This window comes from Rhizobium sp. CCGE 510, from assembly GCF_000292525.1.
Classification (GTDB): Bacteria; Pseudomonadota; Alphaproteobacteria; order Rhizobiales; family Rhizobiaceae; genus Rhizobium.
In genome coordinates this window covers 1-17,359 of sequence record NZ_AEYF01000013.1, presented here as the reverse complement: position 1 = coordinate 17,359, position 17,359 = coordinate 1, and the positions used below count along the sequence as shown (strand labels likewise).

General features: G+C 61.4%; 19 protein-coding genes and 1 pseudogene. 6 read left to right on the top strand and 14 right to left on the bottom strand.

The features are described 5' to 3' along the window. Positions 1–16: 16 nt before the first annotated feature. The 7 genes from RCCGE510_RS06425 to RCCGE510_RS06400 all read right to left on the bottom strand — a co-directional run bounded on the left by RCCGE510_RS06425 (position 17) and on the right by RCCGE510_RS06400 (position 4,618). Positions 17–1,009: a L,D-transpeptidase gene (locus RCCGE510_RS06425; RefSeq protein ID WP_007628269.1), complete on the bottom strand. Its 993-nt coding sequence runs from the start codon at positions 1,007–1,009 to the stop codon at positions 17–19. 86 nt (positions 1,010–1,095) lie between these two features. After that, a complete protein-coding gene (locus RCCGE510_RS06420) occupies positions 1,096–1,974 on the bottom strand; it encodes a hypothetical protein (protein WP_007628268.1) in 879 nt (292 codons plus the stop codon). A gap of 105 nt (positions 1,975–2,079) precedes the next feature. Next, positions 2,080–2,394 (bottom strand): hypothetical protein, encoded by a 315-nt coding sequence (locus RCCGE510_RS06415; protein ID WP_007628267.1) that lies wholly within the window; start codon positions 2,392–2,394, stop codon positions 2,080–2,082. A gap of 92 nt (positions 2,395–2,486) precedes the next feature. Further along, positions 2,487–3,056: a BA14K family protein gene (locus RCCGE510_RS06410; RefSeq protein ID WP_007628265.1), complete on the bottom strand. Its 570-nt coding sequence runs from the start codon at positions 3,054–3,056 to the stop codon at positions 2,487–2,489. Continuing rightward, positions 3,053–3,220, bottom strand: a complete 168-nt coding sequence (locus tag RCCGE510_RS35115; protein ID WP_007628263.1) for a hypothetical protein — start codon at positions 3,218–3,220, stop codon at positions 3,053–3,055. Before RCCGE510_RS35115 ends, RCCGE510_RS06410 begins: the two co-directional genes overlap by 4 nt. Before the next feature lie 49 nt (positions 3,221–3,269). Beyond that, positions 3,270–4,109 (bottom strand): DUF1236 domain-containing protein, encoded by an 840-nt coding sequence (locus RCCGE510_RS06405; protein ID WP_007628262.1) that lies wholly within the window; start codon positions 4,107–4,109, stop codon positions 3,270–3,272. Between the two features lie 110 nt (positions 4,110–4,219). Then, positions 4,220–4,618, bottom strand: coding sequence for a DUF1236 domain-containing protein (locus RCCGE510_RS06400; protein WP_003587123.1), 399 nt, complete (start codon positions 4,616–4,618; stop codon positions 4,220–4,222). 200 nt (positions 4,619–4,818) lie between these two features. Between RCCGE510_RS06400 and RCCGE510_RS06395 the strand changes: the two genes are divergently transcribed. Next, complete coding sequence (locus RCCGE510_RS06395; RefSeq protein WP_037077960.1) at positions 4,819–5,100, top strand: hypothetical protein; 282 nt, start codon at positions 4,819–4,821, stop codon at positions 5,098–5,100. 61 nt (positions 5,101–5,161) lie between these two features. Here the strand turns inward: RCCGE510_RS06395 and RCCGE510_RS06390 are convergent, their stop codons facing one another. After that, on the bottom strand, positions 5,162–6,007 hold the full coding sequence (locus RCCGE510_RS06390; RefSeq protein ID WP_007628260.1) for a methyltransferase domain-containing protein: 846 nt from the start codon (positions 6,005–6,007) through the stop codon (positions 5,162–5,164). 167 nt (positions 6,008–6,174) lie between these two features. On the opposite strand from RCCGE510_RS06390, the gene RCCGE510_RS35110 reads away from it, so the two are divergent. From RCCGE510_RS35110 to RCCGE510_RS06375, 3 genes are all read left to right on the top strand, one after another. Further along, entirely contained in the window at positions 6,175–6,351 is a 177-nt protein-coding gene (locus tag RCCGE510_RS35110; RefSeq protein WP_007628258.1) for a hypothetical protein, read from the top strand. Positions 6,352–6,414: 63 nt separating this feature from the next. Beyond that, positions 6,415–7,803, top strand: coding sequence for a sensor histidine kinase (locus RCCGE510_RS06380; protein WP_007628256.1), 1,389 nt, complete (start codon positions 6,415–6,417; stop codon positions 7,801–7,803). A gap of 2 nt (positions 7,804–7,805) precedes the next feature. Continuing rightward, positions 7,806–8,429 carry a response regulator transcription factor gene (locus tag RCCGE510_RS06375; RefSeq protein WP_007628254.1) on the top strand — a complete coding sequence of 208 codons (624 nt, stop codon included), beginning with the start codon at positions 7,806–7,808 and terminating at the stop codon, positions 8,427–8,429. A gap of 21 nt (positions 8,430–8,450) precedes the next feature. Here RCCGE510_RS06375 and RCCGE510_RS06370 read toward each other — a convergent pair whose 3' ends face one another. Continuing rightward, positions 8,451–8,981: a hypothetical protein gene (locus tag RCCGE510_RS06370; protein ID WP_007628251.1), complete on the bottom strand. Its 531-nt coding sequence runs from the start codon at positions 8,979–8,981 to the stop codon at positions 8,451–8,453. Between the two features lie 313 nt (positions 8,982–9,294). On the opposite strand from RCCGE510_RS06370, the gene RCCGE510_RS06365 reads away from it, so the two are divergent. Together RCCGE510_RS06365 and xth are read left to right on the top strand one after the other, a co-directional pair. Next, positions 9,295–9,792, top strand: coding sequence for a hypothetical protein (locus RCCGE510_RS06365; RefSeq protein ID WP_007628249.1), 498 nt, complete (start codon positions 9,295–9,297; stop codon positions 9,790–9,792). A 132-nt stretch (positions 9,793–9,924) separates the two neighbouring features. Continuing rightward, a complete protein-coding gene (gene xth, locus RCCGE510_RS06360) occupies positions 9,925–10,716 on the top strand; it encodes an exodeoxyribonuclease III (RefSeq protein ID WP_037078003.1) in 792 nt (263 codons plus the stop codon). Between the two features lie 30 nt (positions 10,717–10,746). Here xth and RCCGE510_RS06355 read toward each other — a convergent pair whose 3' ends face one another. The 5 genes and pseudogenes from RCCGE510_RS06355 to RCCGE510_RS34685 all read right to left on the bottom strand — a co-directional run. Continuing rightward, positions 10,747–12,831, bottom strand: coding sequence for an FAD-binding protein (locus RCCGE510_RS06355; RefSeq protein WP_007628246.1), 2,085 nt, complete (start codon positions 12,829–12,831; stop codon positions 10,747–10,749). A gap of 6 nt (positions 12,832–12,837) precedes the next feature. Beyond that, a complete protein-coding gene (locus tag RCCGE510_RS06350) occupies positions 12,838–14,007 on the bottom strand; it encodes a Gfo/Idh/MocA family oxidoreductase (protein WP_007628245.1) in 1,170 nt (389 codons plus the stop codon). 12 nt (positions 14,008–14,019) lie between these two features. Continuing rightward, positions 14,020–15,675 (bottom strand): GMC family oxidoreductase N-terminal domain-containing protein, encoded by a 1,656-nt coding sequence (locus RCCGE510_RS06345; RefSeq protein ID WP_007628244.1) that lies wholly within the window; start codon positions 15,673–15,675, stop codon positions 14,020–14,022. Between the two features lie 42 nt (positions 15,676–15,717). Further along, positions 15,718–17,223 carry a GMC family oxidoreductase gene (locus tag RCCGE510_RS06340; RefSeq protein WP_007628243.1) on the bottom strand — a complete coding sequence of 502 codons (1,506 nt, stop codon included), beginning with the start codon at positions 17,221–17,223 and terminating at the stop codon, positions 15,718–15,720. A gap of 15 nt (positions 17,224–17,238) precedes the next feature. Beyond that, a pseudogene (locus tag RCCGE510_RS34685) lies at positions 17,239–17,359 on the bottom strand (sugar ABC transporter ATP-binding protein); the annotation flags it as partial.

Here is a 17,359-nt window from a genome sequence, read left to right as displayed (position 1 = left end):
TACCGCCGTGTTCCCCTCATTTCGGAGCGGCCGAACTTCGATCGACGAAGTCCACCAGGACGCCCGGCTTAACCATGCCGGCCAGCTCTTCCACGTCCCAGTTCGTCAACCGTACGCAACCATGCGAGCCAACCTTGTCGATGAGCTTCGGCTCGGGTGTCCCATGGATGCCATAGGTCGGCTCGGTCAGGTCGATCCAGACGGTGCCGACCGGGCCGTTTGGTCCTTTTGGAATGGTCAGGACCTTGTCGTTCTTTCCCTGCTTGAAGTTCAGCTTCGGGTCATAGCGGTAGACCGGCATCCTGGCGACGCCCTTGACCTTGTGCTTGCCCGACGGCGCCGGATTGTCTTCGCTTCCAATCGTCGCGGGATAGACGGCAAGCAGCACTCCATCTTCAGCATAGGCCAGCACCTGCCCCGTCTTCCTGTCAGCCTCGATCCGCTTGACCTTTCCTTCTCTTGAAGGACCAGGGTTCACCACCCAGACAGTGTCGCCAGGAGCAAACTGCGAAGCCGGGTTGAGCGCGTTGACGAGATCGATACCCATATGAAACCGCTCGGACAGCTTCTCTGCAACGCTGGTATATCCCAGGCTCCGCATCTTGGCCTTCTCGCCGTAATCCTCGGGTATCCGGTCGACGAGACCCTTGGTATCTTCTGGCGAGACGACATAGCTCGCAACGATGGGGCTATTGCCTTCCAAGCGGGAAACGACATCCGGATCCGGCTTGCCATCGACAGGGAGCTTGTTCATAGCCTCGAAACCGGCCACGGCCTTGTTGACGTTCTCCCCGTCGAGGCCATCGATTACGCCAGGAGATGCGCCGGCACGGTCGAGCAGCACCTGAAGTCGGACGATCGCCGGGTCTGGATCTTCGGAGGGCTGTTTCTTTGCTCCGATAGACGAAATCGAAGCGGCGTTGATGTCATCAGGTTTGAGTTCCTCCGCGGCGGCATCACCAACGAAGATGACCAAAGCGAGCAGCGATATCGACAGGGCTGTTTTCATAAACGACAAATGGCCATCCCCGAAACTTGTTCCATTGAGCAAAGACACTCGGACTTTAGGCTTAGTCGCGAATGTCCTTCTCCGGATCACAGCGTCTTCGCACGGGGCTTGGCTTCACGCGATCTTGCCGCGCGACGGGCGGGCCTGAGTTCCTCGATCGTCGGCAGCCACCATGCGGCGTCTTCAACCGGAGGCGTTTTTCCAGGCCAGGTGCGGACGAGTTCTGCGAGTGTGGGCACCCGCCAGTATCCCCAGACCTGATCATCGGCTCCGCCGGGATAGAATTCCGCCACGACGGCAGGGTCGGCAAGTTCGCCGGTGATCTCGGTGAAGACGACGATTCCATAGGAGATGGCGACTGGTCTCCCGATCGGAGGCAGGTCGTCGCCGGGAAGCGGATAACGACGGCGCTTACGTTCCGCGGAACGGAGCCTGCTGCGGAGATCCAGCTCGGTCCCCTTGCGCTCCTCGGCGCGACGGCGTCTCTCCTCCGGCTCGTTTCTGCGGGCCGCCGCTTCGATCTCGGGCCATCGGCGCCTGAGTTGCTCATAGGATCGCAAGGGAACGTGCCAAATCTTGAGATCGCCGTCCCACCGGGAGAATGGCACCTCACGCAACTCGTCGACGACGGTTTTCGAATAGGGCGTGCGGATTCGAAAGCCAGCCTTGCCGAGCTGAAGATATGGACTGTCGATCGGATCGAAGACAAAGGCGTCGCGTCCCTTGGCATCCGCATGGGCATCGGCTTCGGCCTCCAGCTCGGCAAGCCATCGTCCGATGCGTCGGGAAGCCGTTCGGCCGGGAACGAACCAGGCCTTGCGGGAATCGCTCCAGCGGGCACGGGGGAAGCGTCTTCGGAATTGCTCGACGGTCATCCTGTCGTAGGGAAAGGAAACGTCAGCGCCTGGCTTGGGGTCATCAGACGGCGCCTCACCAAGATCAGCCGGGGATTTCGTTTCGGTCATGAAAGGAGAACGCTTGCGCGATGGGATCGGTTGCCGATGGGCGACACCCTCCCCTAATTTTCAATCAGCAAGAACGACGATTGCGATCGACAAGACCGCAGGCCCTCAGTGAATTGTCTTCAATCGATCGTCCGCACGCGAAATATCGTGCAGCGTCGCCATAAGCTTTTCGAACTCGTTCAAGACCCGATTGAACTCGCCGTCCGGCATGCCGATAATTTCCGATATCGTCGAGGAAACGGAGGCGATGAGCCTGTCGATCCAGACGCAGCGCTCGGCCGGCACGTTGGCGAGAGCCTCTTGCCGATGCGTCTTCAGCTCGCGCAGAATGCGGATGATAAGGGCTCCCCTGTCCGCCCTGCTCAAGGACCGTAGCCTGATCTGCGCCCTCTGGATTTCCGTTATCAGCGTCGTCGCCATCCCCTGCTCCCCGACCGTTAACACAACCGATATCACAACCGTAGCGTTTGCAATACGGACTTTGGTCCCATTGCGGCTCGACACGGCGATGATCAATTGCTCGTCGCCACGAGCACCGGCGCGTCGCAGGTGCGCCGCGGGCCGTCCCATGGTTGATAAGTGTTGTCATCCGGCCGATACGACCTATAGCGAGAGGCGCACCAAGCCGCCGCCTTCGTGCCTGCGCCTCCATCGGTCTCGGCTATATCAGGCTGGTTTGGCGAAGAGCAGGCGCGGATCTCACCGCTATAGGATCGATAGGTATTGGTCGCAGGATCGAATGAGCGGTAACGTTGTCCGCACCAGGCGAGGTGCTCGGCCGTAAATTTTGGCGGCGGTGCCAAGCGCTCGCTTGACGAGCCACCGGGTTCCCGCTTCGCCATTGCCGTCATGATCGCCGGCGCCTCTGTGACATAGCTGGAATAGAGAGGCGCAATTCGCTCATAACGCTGCAGCCGAGGGTCTACTTTCACGGGTTGCGTCGTCCAGAGATCGGGCTCCGCAAGATCCTGGAAGGCATGAGGCTCGGAATCCGCCACGACGTGGGAGGCAACGGATGCGGCGGCTATGCAAGCCCCGACGGAGCTGACGATTCCAAAGGCGACGGATGCGAGCGCGTTCATCGTCCCGCCCCCTGCTGTTGCGCCTGCGGAACCCAGACGCGGCCGGCCGGGCTGCCATGCCGGCCGCCGGTGGCGACAAGCATGGCGAGGATGCCGGCGATCGCTAGCAGGATCGCGATCAGCGGCAGGGCCAAACCAGCGGATTTCTCTTCGGAATAGATCATGTGCCTCTCCTCAGGCCCGGCGGCGGCGCTCGCCGCCGGGCGCCGGCTGTTATGCCGAGATGATGTAGACGATCGTGAAAGCGGAAGGGTCGACGATGACGATCCGGCCATCCGCCAGGAGGAAGAAACGGTAGGCCTTGTACTGCGGTACGATCTCGATGATGCGCGGCGGCAGCGGCTCGAGCCTGATCTTCTTCGGGATGGTCGTGCCGACAGAGACCGTGAAATCCGTCTCACGAACCGGCTCGATATGAACGTCCTTCACGACAGTGCGGATTTCCGTCTGCTGCTCCACCGAGATGTTGACGTTGGTCGTGTTCGTTTCGGTCTTGGCGGAGTTCTTTGTGTTGCTGTCGACCGTTGTGTTGTTGTTCTCGACGCTTGTCTTGCTGTTCGACTGGGTTTCGGTCGAACCGCCGGAAGACTTCGCGGCGTCTCCGGACTTTTGAGTTTCGCCCGAGCCATTCGAGGTCCCGGAAGAGGTGCCGGTGTCTTGGCTTCCGGCAGGCTTCTGACCTTCCGTCGGGGACTGACCGGACTTCGGCGTCTTCGCGCTATCGGAGCTTCCTGACTGTGCGTTGGTGTTGGGCTCGGTGACCGCTTTACCGGAGGATCCGTCGGTGGTGGTTCCCGGGGTTGCACCCGACGAACTCGCGTCAGAGCCCGAAGGCTGCTGCGTGCCTTGGCCGGTCGATGCGCCTGCGCCGCCTGAGGAGGAGGTGCCGCCCGCATCCGGCTGCTGGGTCACACCACCGCTGGATTGGCCGCTTTGGGCCGCCCCCTTCTTGGGAAGAATCGGCGCATCCTGCGCGGAGGCGGACATGATGCCAACCGGCGAAACACCGATCGAGAGTGCCGTCATCAGGACGGCGAGTGTCTTGCTCTTCATAACAATCTCTTTTGCTTTTTCGGCCGCACGACGACGCTGCCGTCGTCGTGCGGCTGATCTAAACGATGATTTCCGAAGGGACGCGGCAGAGGGCCGCGTGGAGGATCAAGTCACTTGATGACCTGGATGACCTTGCGAGACGACGGTTCGACGATGACACGTTCGTCATTGACCACCGCATAGGCATATGTCGGATCATCCGGGATAGGCGTCACGACGACCGTCTCCGGCAACGGCTGTCCGACGACAACCTTCTCCTTTACGACCACGCGCGCCGACGGTGCCGGAGCCTCGCGGACATAGGTGACGACCTTCTGCGGCGGCGGATCGATCGCGGTGCCGACGATAGCGCCGGCAACACCGCCGACAGCAGCGCCGACTGGACCGCCGACAATCGCTCCGGTGACTGCGCCGCCGGCCGCACCATTGACGGTCGAGGACTGGGCGAATGCGACGCCCGACATGAGGGTCGCGGCAGTTGCCGCACAGACGATAAGCTTGGAGAGCATATTTTCCTCCTTCTGTTTTGAAGCGACCTTGGTGACCGCTGCCAAACCAACTAGCTGGAGGCGGGGTCGTTCCACGCCCCGGACCTCAGTCTGATCGATCTCGGCCTTTGGTCCCAAATCCATGTCAATGTCCGTTGCCGGCGCTACTTTCAGATCGAAAGGCCCCGATCATTCCCCGCATAGGCAGGAGGCTGAAGGAGATGGCACGATCCAACCGCAGGGAGGCGGGACGCAGGCGCCTGGCAATGCGTCTGCCGGAGATGCGGACGCTGATCATGGAAGCGCGCGAACCGCGGCAACTCGAACTCTTCGAGGCCTACCAGATGGCCGTCGAAGCGCGCGATTCTGTTCGCAGACAAGGGTTCAACTCCAGCCGGGTGCGGGAGTACGACCAAGTCTGCTTCGAGATCGAGCAGCACGTCATCGGCGCCATGCACGAACCTTCCTATACGACCGAGCAGAAGGCCGGAGAGCCGTCATAGATCGCTGGACAGGCTTTTTGAAGGATCCAGATGATTGGCGTGAAAGGTTGGCTGAAGGGCGTTATGGAGCGCGGCCGACGACCACCAACGCACTCATGCTGCCGTTAGGACAAGCTCCGTGCCGCGCTTGCACTCGCTCTGCCACCTCGTCGACGATCTCGGACATGCGCTCCGGCGCCCGCCATTCGATCTCTCCCCGGAGCAGCGTGCCTTGGCAGAAGGCGACCGCGACGTCGTGCGCTGTGGCCGCGACCGAGGTCAATCCGAGCCGATCGCAGGTAACCGCCTCAAACCCGGCGGAGGACATCTGCGCCTTGATCGCGCCGCGGTCGAAGTAGGAATATGGTAAGCGCCTGAGAAAATCCGGGGGATCGGATGCGAAGAGGCTTGCAAGGCATTCGTCCACGGATCTCGCGAAGTCGTTGGCGGCGAGTGCATCCCACGTCGAGAACAGGAAACGGCCTTTGCTGCGCAGCACTCTTTTCGCCTCGCCATAGGCCTTCACCTTATCGGGAAAGAACATCGCGCCGAACTGGCAGACGACGAGATCGAACATCTCGGGCGCGAACGGGAGATTTTGGGCATCGGCGTGCATCCAGTGAGTCCGCGACATCGTCACCGACGGCGCACCGATGTCGATCATCGCCCGGCTGAGGTCGGTGGCCACGATCTCGGTCGGCGGATCAAGCGTCGCGCGCAGAGCGCGGGTCAAGGCGCCCGTTCCCGCAGCGAGTTCGAGAACGCTGCCAGGTTTCGACCGGTCGGCGGCGATCGCCATCTCCGCCGCATAGGGCTCGAAGAGCACCGGCACAAGAAGTGTCTGGTAAAGCTCGGCCACACCTTCATCGAATGGTGCAGGAGAACTGGCAAATGCGGCGCGGGCGCCGTTTTCGATGTCGGCAGACATTGTCACTCGCAAATCTCCAAGCCTCGAACCATTCAGTGCTGAAATATGACTGAATCTGCTGGCGTCCACGGGGGCCGGACCTAGGTCCTAGGCCTGTCAGACCGAAGTCCCGGGGGTGGAACGCGGATAGGACCGCGCCGTTTCGAAGGGGTGAAGGAGATCCAGATATGGCCCAGACTAACAGATCCCGCGTCAATGACGCCTGCAACATGTCCGTCATCGCCCTTGTCGTCGTTCTCGCTGCGCTTCTCTATGTCTTCGGCGCCGCCATGTCAGGAGGCTCGCTCCAGTTGACTGAAAGCATAAGGGGCGCCGAAATCTTCGATACCAGGGATCTACCCTGACGTTGTCTGGAAAAATCTTGAAGAAGCGATAGGTTAGTCGGCAAGTCTCTTACCGGTATCAAAATGAATTGGCTTCGCCGCTGGAATGCCCGCTCACTCGCCTCCCAGTTCTTCATCGCGGGCGGGCTCATATCGATTGCCGCCATGTTTCTGGTGGGCATCCTCGTGACGCACCTTATCGAAGAGGCCGTCATCCACAATTCCGGTGCTGCGACGGCACTCTATGTCGACAGCGTGGTCGCACCGCTGCTTCCCGACATGCAAAAGGCAACACCGCTCGACGAAGGCAGCGCTCAGGCTCTGGACGAGACGCTTGGTCAGGGCGCGCTCGGCAGGCGTCTTGTTTCGTTCAAGCTGTGGCGAAGCGACGGCACTATCCTCTATTCGAACGAGAAGGATCTGGTGGGCAAGAAGTTTGCGGTAAACGGCAAGCTTCGAAACGCGTTCGCAGGGTCTCTCGTCGCCCGCTACGAGGTCGCCAGCGATCCGGAAAGCGACAAGGAGCGCACGCTCGGCAAGCCGCTCATGGAAATCTACAATCCGGTGCTCCAGCCATGGTCCGGACAGGCGGTCGCCGTCATCGAGTTCTACGAGACGGCAGAAGGATTAGGTGACAGTCTGGCGCATGCCAGGCTTCGCAGTTGGGGCGCCGTCGCCGCCCTGACAGCCAGCTTTTTTCTTCTTCTCTCCGTTCTGGTATTTCGGGGCAGTCGCATGATAGAGGCGCAACGCAAGGATCTCAAAGAACGGGTCAGCGAACTTTCGGCACTGTTAGAAGAGAACCGCGGGCTCCAGCGGCGGCTTCAGCGCGCCTCCCAGCGGGTGGCGGCGCTCAACGAAACCTATCTGCGCAGCATCGGTGCCGATCTGCACGACGGGCCAGCCCAGCACATTGCCTATGCCTCATTGCGGCTGGACAGCGATATGTTGATCAATGCGTCGACCCAGCCCGAAACGCGTGAAAAGGAGCTGGCCTGGATACGCTCGAGTCTTGCAGAGGCAATGACCGAAATTCGTAATATCTGCAGCGGCCTGGTGCTCCCGCAGATCGAGAAATCCTCGATCAGCGAGATCGTCACGCGGGTGGTCGAAGCGCACCAGCGCAAGACCGAAACCCGTGTCGACACGATTGTCGACGATGATGGCCCCGAACTCGCTCCTGCCGTAAAGATCTGCATCTATCGCTTCGTTCAGGAAGCATTGAACAACGCCTATCGCCATGGCGGCGGCGCTCAGCAGGCCGTAAGAGCCGTCTCGCGCAATGGTCGTGTTCATGTGGAGGTGAGCGACCGCGGCGATGGCTTCGACCCGACCGAGGTGAGGCCGACGAGCCTCGGCCTGGTCGGACTTCGCGAACGCATCGACAGCCTGGGAGGGTCCTTCGACGTCAAAACGGGCGAAGAAGGCACGACGGTGACCATGACCTTCGAGCCTATGGAAGTGGGAGACTAGAGATGACATCTATCACTATCGGCGTCGTGGACGACCATCCGCTTTTCCGCGAGGGCGTAACCCGCAGCCTGTCGGAGATCAGCGACTTTTCCGTCGTTGGAGAAGGCGCCAGCAGTGAGGATGCAGCAATGATCGCGTCGAACAGCCGACCCGACATCATGCTTCTCGATGTCTCGATGCCCGGCGGCGGACTGTCGGCGATCGGCGACGTGCTGACGCGCTGCCCGACAACTAAGGTGCTGATGTTGACGGTATCCGAGGAGGTGGACACGCTGCTGACAGCCCTGCAACGGGGCGCAATGGGCTATGTTCTCAAAGGTGTCGGCTCCCGTGGTCTCGCCGAAGCGATCCAGACGGTGCTGAGTGGCTCTCGATATATCTCGCCGACCATGTCCACGAAGGTGATGGAGAGTTCGCTGCACGGCAGTGCACCCGATAAAAATAATCTGACGCCACGAGAACGCGAGGTGATGGATCTGGTCTCCCAAGGTCTGTCAAACAAACATATCGGCTTGCGTCTCAACCTGCAGGAAAAGACGGTGAAGCATCATATGACTCAGATTCTGAGCAAGCTCGGCGTCTCGAACCGGACTGAAGCGGCTCTGCAATGGCGCGAACGGCAGTAGAACCACCCAGTTTGCGGCGCTTTAGCGAAGGTAGCGGCCCAACCGGCGGGTATCATTAGCAGTGGCTTGGCGGCTTATGATCGTTCTGCCTTTTCCGTCCTTCATGACGTAGCGGCCACGCCGCAGGGTTTCGGTAATGCCGTTTGAATGGCGGACGTCGATCGAACCATCGGAAGCTTCGGTCGCTCTCGCCCCCGATCCTTGTGAGGTCCCTGTGGCAGATGATGAGGATCCGGCACTATTGCCGGAGCTTCCACCGGAGCTATTCCCGGAACCGCCGTTTCCGTTGCCGCCACCATTGCCGTTGCCATTCCCGCCGCCGTTACCATTTCCTCCGCCGTTGCCATTCCCTCCCCCGTTGCCATTGCCGTTGCCGCCACCATTGCCGTTGCCGCCGCCATTGCCGTTGTTGCCATCCTTTGCCTGTGCGCGTTCGACCGCCAGAACGGGAAGCGTGCCGGCAAGGGTCAGTGTCACCGGCGATGCGGCAGCGACGAGGGCTGCAACCGCGCTGCCGCTCAACCTCAGAAAATCGCGTTTCGAGAGAGTCATGCCAAGCCTCGTTCGTCCGTTCACCGCCGTTTCCTACGCGTAATAGACGCATGACAATTTTCGCTGTTCCGAAGATCAAATGCAACCGGACCTAAGGTACTAGAAAAGGCAGGACTTTAGTCCGGCTTGCTCATCGCCAATTCTACGAACAAGAAATTCCGAACGATTATTGCGAGCGCCGGGCTGTGCCGCGAGCAATTTCGTGACGTTCGCCTGCTCGTCGATGCATTGCCGCATAAGGAAGAATGCGTTTTTCTGGAACTTCTTTCCGTGTCACCGATTTGATTGTCGAAGAGCAACAGAGGAAACCGTGATGGCAAACCCGAACGAATCTCCCGCAGTCCAGTCCATGCGAAAAGAACAGGCAGAGCAGCGGAAGCAGGCCCGAAAGGGCGAGCTCGACAGAGGTATCGAGGGCACCTTTCCGGCCTCCGACCCGGTGTCGGCCACCCATACCTCCATCCCTGCTGGACGCAGCGATGTCGAGGCGGCCGAGCGCGTGAAACGAGAGCCAGATCCCACCAGGCTCGACGAGGCGTTTCCGTTCGTCGATCAGGCCCTGCGCTCGACAGGCGAAACCGGCGGCTCTTCCGCAGACTTCGATGCCGATCGAAGCGAAATGCGCGCGCTTCAGAAAGACGCAAGTCGAGTGGCGGAAACCGCTTCGGAGCTGGCTTCAGGAACGGCCCGCCTGGCAAAGGCGGAAGCGAGCAACTTCGTCCGCGAGATCGAGGATCGGATACGCCGGCAGCCGCTGACATCGGTCGCGATCGTCGCCGGCCTCGCCTTCGTGTTCGGAGCGACGCGTTGACGGGCCAGCCTAAAGCGCGTCGCATCAAATTTGATTCATGAGGCGCGCTTTAGTCCTTTGTTTTTATGCATGTCGTTGTCCCGGAACCGCTGCACACTTCCAGGCGACATGCATCAGCTTTCCGGAAGTCTTGTGAAAATCGCGACCTATAACGTCAACGGGATCAATGGACGGCTGCCCATCCTGTTGCGCTGGCTGAAGGAGGACACCCCGGATGTCGTCTGCCTCCAGGAGTTGAAGACAGACGACGCCAGGTTTCCGCGAACGGAAATCGAACGATCCGGCTACGGCGCCGTCTGGCACGGGCAAAAATCCTGGAACGGCGTTGCCATCCTGGCGAAGGGCAAGACACCGATCCTGACACGCCGCGGTCTTCCCGGTGACCCGGATGACGCGCACAGCCGCTATATCGAAGCTGTCATCGACGGCGTCGTGATCGGATGCCTGTATCTGCCGAACGGCAATCCGTTTCCAAGCGTCAAGTTCGACTACAAACTCCGCTGGTTCCGTCGCCTGCACGAATATGCCGCTGAACTCCTCGGACTCGAAGTGCCTTCGATCCTGGCCGGCGACTTCAACGTCATGCCGGCAGAGATTGACGTCTACAAGCCGGAACGCTGGCTGGACGACGCGCTTTTCAGGCCCGAAGTCCGCAAGGCCTATGCCGATCTCGTCGCCCAGGGCTGGACCGACGCCGTCAGGCATCTGCATCCGGAAGAGCGCATCTACACGTTCTGGAAATATTGGCGGAACAGCTTCGAACGCGACGCGGGGCTGCGGATAGACCACGTCCTGATCAGCCCGGCCGCCGCGCCTTGGCTGAGATCGGCAACCGTCCGGAGAAAGCCGCGCGGCTGGGAGCATACCAGCGACCACGCACCGGTCATGATCGAGCTGGACGTTCCAGACGCAGACGCCATGTGAGCCTTGGCGAGGCCGATTACCGGCACCGCCTCATTCGTCGACGGCGAGATCGTAGATGTGGCCCGTCAGCCAGGCTGGCCAGTCCCGCTCGAAGAACGACCTGGCGGTTTCGTCCAAAGCGCGGTTTGCGCGAGTCGAAAGCGTGATCTCATCGCCCTCAAGCCGAACGACGATCTGCTCGTCGCGATGCGCTTCGCATTCCCTCCGGAAGCGATATTCCTCCAACGGGCCGGCGCTCGCATGCGGAAGGGATTCGCCTTCCGGATCGCATATCGCGCGCGCACCGCGGCTGCCGCCTCCATTGCGAATGAAGAAATCAAGCGCGCTGAGTACCGCTTCCGAGGCCAGCGCCATATGCCGCCATTGCACGCCACGGACCGCCTCGGCTGCGCGACCGTAAGCGACGCCATCAGCGCGAATGTCAGCATTCAGCTTCCGCGCCTCGATCAAGGCCTGGCCGACGCTCTGCTTATTGCAGATGATGCCGGCCTTCTCGCTCATTCGCGCCTGCACTGCCGAGCGGATCGATTTGACGGTGAGCGGGCTTTCAGTCCGAAGGGCGAAAAGCAGATCGGTAACGCCAGCCGCCGCGATAGCGGATAGATCCGCCGTGGCGGCCTGCTTCGCTCTGCCGCTCGCTCCGATGTGCTCGGCCACCCGGGTGCCGAAGACTTGCCCGGCATTGAGCGCCGCTCCTCCGGGCCTTGTCACTCCGTGGGTGCCCGCCGCTTCTCCGACCGCATAACAGCCGGCAAGATTGCTGCGGCCCCAGGTGTCGACCATGATGCCGCCGTTCATGTGCTGGTTGTTGACGGCGAATTCCAGCGGCTCGGCCGCAATGTCGATCTTATAGCGGCGGTAGAGTTCAATCGCGAGCGGGTTCATGTGCTTCAATCGATCGATCGGCATCTCCTGGCCGGCGCCGGCCTTGCCGAGATAGAGGCGGACGTCGTCGTCCAGTCGTTCCAGGCTGAACGGCAGGTCACCCGGTACCGGCGGTGGATTGCGATTGAAATCCATGAACACGCGCCGACCGGCGGTGGTTTCGCTGGATATGGCGAGATCCACCAGGCTCGAGCCGAAATCCAGCATGCGTGTCGCGTGGAACGGCCACTGATAGCCCTTGCGGAAGACGTTCGAAGCCAGCTCCTGCGTCGTCCGGTAATATTGTGCCAGGAAATGGTGCTCGGTGCCGTCGGCATCGACCGAGTAGATATGCGGGATCGCCTGGACGTAGGTGCCTGACAGATTCCACGGAAATCCTTCCCGGCGCGTTCCGATGCCGAACTGGCTCTCTGTGAGGTTGACGAGTTCGACACCTGCCTCGAGCGCCAGTCCGAGGGAGCCGAAACAGCCATTGGGATAAACGCTGTCGCGATAGAGCTCGCCCGGCCCGCCGGCCGCCAGCACGATCACTCCGCTGACGAACAACGCAATGCCGAGCGGGTTCTGCTCTGTGCGGTCGCTGGCGCGCATGGCCAGTATGCCGACGACATGGCGGTCCGCTCCTTCACCTTCCGTGAGGATTTTGACGGCGGTGGTCTGGTTATAGAACGGCACGCCGAGCCGGATCGCCTCCTCGGCCAGCACCTTGACCATCAGGCGCGAGGTGCGCGGGCCGCAGCTGGTGGCGCGGCCGACCTCGTCATGGTCAGTTTGGTATCTCAACGTTCCACCAAGCGGATCCTGCGGCAGCGGCAGGCCGAGGAACTGCAGCGACGCCATCATCCGGGACGAGCCGACAGCCTCGACATAGGCCGTGTCCTCGTCCATCGCGCCGCCGCTGCGGATGGCGCGGGCCATCGCCTTGTAATTGTCGCCCTGATCCGCCGTGTTTGCCGTATGCAGGGTCTGCTTGTCGGATCCCGAACAGGCCGAGGTTCCGCCCCAGGCGCTTTGACTGACGATGACGACGTTATCGCCGCGCCGCTTCATTTCCACCGCCGCACGCAGACCTGCGGCACCGGATCCGACGACGACGCAGCCGGCTCGATAGACCGGAGCCTCGATGCCGGCCAACCGAACCGCTTCCGAAGCGTAAGCCTCCGGTGGAAGCCGCGGCATGTCGACATCGGTCAGTGCGTCAAGAATTTCCTGCGGAACAACTCTGGTCATTGACGTTCAGCCCAACGGGATGTCGACCCAGCGCTTCTGCCGGGAGGACTCCATGCATGCATCGACGATCTGGCAGATGTGGTGGCCCGTATCGAATGTCGGCCACATCGGCCTGTTTGCAACGATCGAGCGGATCACCTCGGCCACCTCGATGATCTTGCTTTCATTGTAGCCCAGGCCGAAATTCGGCAGAGGAAGGAAAGCCCTGAAGGTGGGATTTTCCGGCCCGACGTCGATCTCCCGGAAGCCACGCCGCCCCGTCCGGTCGTCGTTGGAGTAGAAGCGCAGCCGGTTGATCTCGTCATAGGTATAGGCGAGGCTGCCTTTCGTTCCGTAGACCTCGTAGGTCTGCATGAACTTGCGGCCGGTCGCGACGCGGCTGAAATCGACGATCCCGCCGGCGCCGTTGGCAAACCGGCACAAAAGGTTGGTCGCGTCGGGGTTGGTGATATCAGCCCAGGCCTCGTTGCCTGACAGTTTCACCTGCTCGCCATAGGCAAGCCCCTCGACGACCGGCCGGCGCGGCGTCACGATCAGATTGTCGGCGATCAGTGAACTGACGCGGCCGACCAGGAAATCCATGAAGCTGAAGATGTGCGAACCGGTGTCGCCGACGATCCCGGTCGGCGCCAGCTTGCCATCGGCGCGCCACATGAAGGGCGCATTCGGATCGCCAAACATGTCGACGTGCTGACAGCCGCGGAACAGCTTGATCTCACCGATTTCGCCGGATTGAATGATGTCTTTCGCCAGATCATGGACGGGGTTTCGAGGAAAGGCGTGCCCGACACGGGTGATCACACCCTTTTCCCTGGCGATGTCGGCCAATTCCCGCGCCTCGTCGGCGGTGTTTGCCAGTGGCTTTTCGCAATAGACATGCTTGCCGGCCAGCAGGGCCGCCTTGGCCACAGGATAATGCAGGTGGTCAGGCAGGCAGATGTCGATCAGATCGACTTCAGGATCGGCGACCGCCAGTTTCCAGTCCTGATAGATCCTGGCGCCCGGCGCCCTGTTGCCGAGACCCTCTGCTGCGTCAGGGTTGCGATCGACAAGCGCCACGATCCGCGCCGTTTCGTCCGAGACGCCGAAGAAATGCGCAAAGGTCTGATAGGCCATGGTGTGGATCTTTCCCATCCAGCCCGAGGCGCCAAGCACTGCAACTCTTACTTCGACCATTGTCGTTACTCCTTAGCGGATTTCGGCGCGGGCTCGAGGCCTGGTGTCGTTGCGTTCGTAGGCGAAGATCGCCGACGGCAGCGGAGGCAGACCGCGGATGAGGTCCGATCCTTTTTCCCCGACCATGATCGTCGGTGCGTTGGTATTGCAGGACGGCACGCGTGGCATGACCGAGGAATCGCAGACGCGGAGACCTTCAAGACCATGGACCTTGAGATCGAGCCCGACGACCGCATCCGGCCCCGTTCCCATCTTGCAGGTGCCCACAGGATGATGGTCGGTCTTGGCGTTGGCGCAGCCGTAGTCGAAGAGCTGCTCGTCGGTCATGACCTTAGGCCCGGGAAGCCTTTCGGCCATGACAAAGGGCTTTAGCGCCGCCTGCTGCATGATCTCGCGGGCGAGCTTGAGACCTTCCAGGGACATCGTCCTGTCGTGAGGATCGGACCAGTAGTTGGGGTCGATCAGGGGAGCAGCAGCCGGATCGGAGGATGACAGACGCACCGTCCCCCGCGAGCGCGGATGCAGATAGGCGGAATTGAGCGTCACGCCGGCGTTCTTGAGGCGCTCGACGCCCGCTTCGATACCCGAACCCAGACCGAGGTGGAACTGGATATCGGGAGACCGAGCGTCGGGATCGGCATACCAGAAGCCGCCGGTCTCAAAGAGCGACGAGGCGACCGGGCCGCTGCGGAACAGGACATATTGCAGACCGGCCCAAAGCGTACGGTGAAGCTTTGCGACGCCGTCATAGGTGTGATCGCCGGTGCATTCAGCGATGACGAAAAGGTCGAGGTGATCCTGAAGATTGCCGCCGACACCGGGCAGATCGTGGTGCACCTTGACGCCCACCGAGCTGAGATGATCGGCCGGCCCGATGCCGGACTGCAACAGCAGCTTCGGCGATCCGATCGCGCCCGATGTCACCAGCACTTCGCGTTCGGCGCGCACGATTTCCAAGCCACGCGCGGTGGCGATCTCGACACCTGTCGCACGGGCTCCCTCGACGATGATCCGGGCGACACGGGCGCCCGTCCGAACCGTCAGGTTCTTCCGATCCTTGATCGGCGAGAGGTAAGCCAGCGAAGCGGAGGACCGGCGGCGATCGCGCTGGGTGAGCTGGTAAAATCCGACGCCCGCCTGCTGGCGGCCGTTGAAGTCATGATTATAGGGAATACCGAGCTCCTGCCCGGCGCGGATATAGGCGTCGCAGATCGGCAGCGGTGCCGCCGGCATCGAAACACCCAGCGGACCGCCATAGGCGTGGTAGTCGTCAGCGAAGCGCTGATTGTCCTCCGCACGTTTGAAATAGGGAAGGATCGAGCGATAGTCCCAGCCCTCACAGCCGTCTTCACTCGCCCAGAGGTCATAATCGGCCGCGTTTCCGCGGGTGTAGAGCTGCGCATTGATCGACGAGCCGCCACCGATGACCTTCGCCTGGGTATAGCGCAGCACCCTGCCTTTCATGTGCTTCTGGGGAACGGTCTGCCATCCCCAGCTGGCCACGCCCTTGGTCATCTTGGCGAAGCCGGCCGGCATGTGAAAAAGAGGATTCCAGTCGCCTCCGCCGGCTTCGAGCAGGAGGACGCTGATATCCGGATCTTCGCTCAGCCGGCTTGCAAGGACGCATCCTGCAGGACCGGCACCGGTGATGATGTAGTCGAATCCCATTTTACTGTCCTGTTTGAACCCGGCTGACGCCAATGGATCTGCTCATGCCTGCAAGTCCTTCGATGCGATGTGATCTGCAACTCTCAACGCTTGGCCGGCGACGGTGAGCGCGGGATTGACCGCAGCCGACGTCGGCAGGAAACTGGCGTCGACGACGAAGAGGTTCTGGTGATCGTAGGACCGGCAGTACAGGTCCAGTGGCGCCGTCGCCGGGTCGTCTCCGATGCGGACCGTTCCGCACTGATGCGAGGGCGTGCGCTTGTCGAAGGGCTGCGACAGCACGATCGGAAATCCGATCGACTTCAGGATCGCCTTCAGCCTGGCGACAAGTGCCAGATGCGCATCCCAGTTGGTTCGCTGCCATTGGAGAATGATCCGATCTCCATCGACCATGACGCGGCTTTCGGGATTGGGAACGTCCTCGCTCATCGCGTAGAAATCGATGGCATGGCTGGTGATGAAACGCAGGACCCATTCCGGCGCCTGCGGCAGCGAACCCTTCAGAACCTTTTCGGAGATGCGACCGAGGAGCTGCACGTTGCCGAGAGGCGGTCCACCCTTGCCGTCCGAGAGATAGAAGTCGTTGAAGGCAAAGGTCTTCTGGTAGATCGCGGTATTCCGGAACCGTGGCGACACGCCGATGACGGCGGAGGCATTGTGATTCATGAAGTTGCGGCCGACCTGGTCGGAGGAGTTCGCCAGGCCTCTTGGGAAGCGGTCGTTTTTCGAGCGCAGGAGAAGCACCGACGACTGGACCGCACCGGCCGAAAGAATCACCATCTCAGGCGAGACGATGAGCGTCTCGCCGTTCCTGACATAGGTGACCCGGTCGATCCGGCCCCCCGCCCCCGTGCCTAGCCGCGTGACGCGCGCATTGGTTTGGAGCCGCACGTTTTCATGCTTCAGCGCCACCGCAAGCGCTGCGGTCTCGGCATCCATCTTGCCGTCGCGTGCATTCGGATGCGCATCCCAGGGCGTGCGCGCCTTGGAGAGCCAGGCGTCGAGGTCGAGGCCAAGCGGCAGGGAAAACGGGTGCAGGCCTTTTTCCTTGAGGCGCGCCCTGATATCGGCAATCGGCACCTCGTCCGGCACGGGCGGGTAGCCGTAGGCAGTCGAGTGATAAGGCTCGGTAGGGTCTTCGCCCAGGCTGCCGCGAACCTGGTACATCCGTTCCGCCTTAGCGTACCACGGCTCCAGCTCCTCATAAGCAAACGGCCAGGCCGGCGACACGCCTTCCCGATGTTCAATGACGTCGAAATCTTCTTTGCGATAGCGCGACAACACCGCGCCGTAGAATTTCGAATTGCCACCGACATTGTAGTAGTTACCGGGATTGAAGCCCTTGCCGTTTGCCTCGTACCAGGTTTCCCGCGGCCGAAAATGTCCCCGCTGGAAGATGGCGCGCTGGTCGCGATTGACCGGAAGATCGGCGATGTGATCGCCGGCTTCGAGGATCAATATCTGCGCACCGGTCGCGGCCAGGCCGGCGGCGACCGTCGCGCCGCCGACGCCTGAACCGATGATGACGATGTCTGGTGAACTGCTCATCTTAGCCCTTGGACATCACACGATCCGCACCTGGCTGTGCGGATCGAAGAACACGGCCTTGTCGAGATTGAAGGCAAGGCGTGTTGTCTGTCCTGGAGCGATGCCGGCATCGGCGCGCAGGCGGGCGACGACGGAT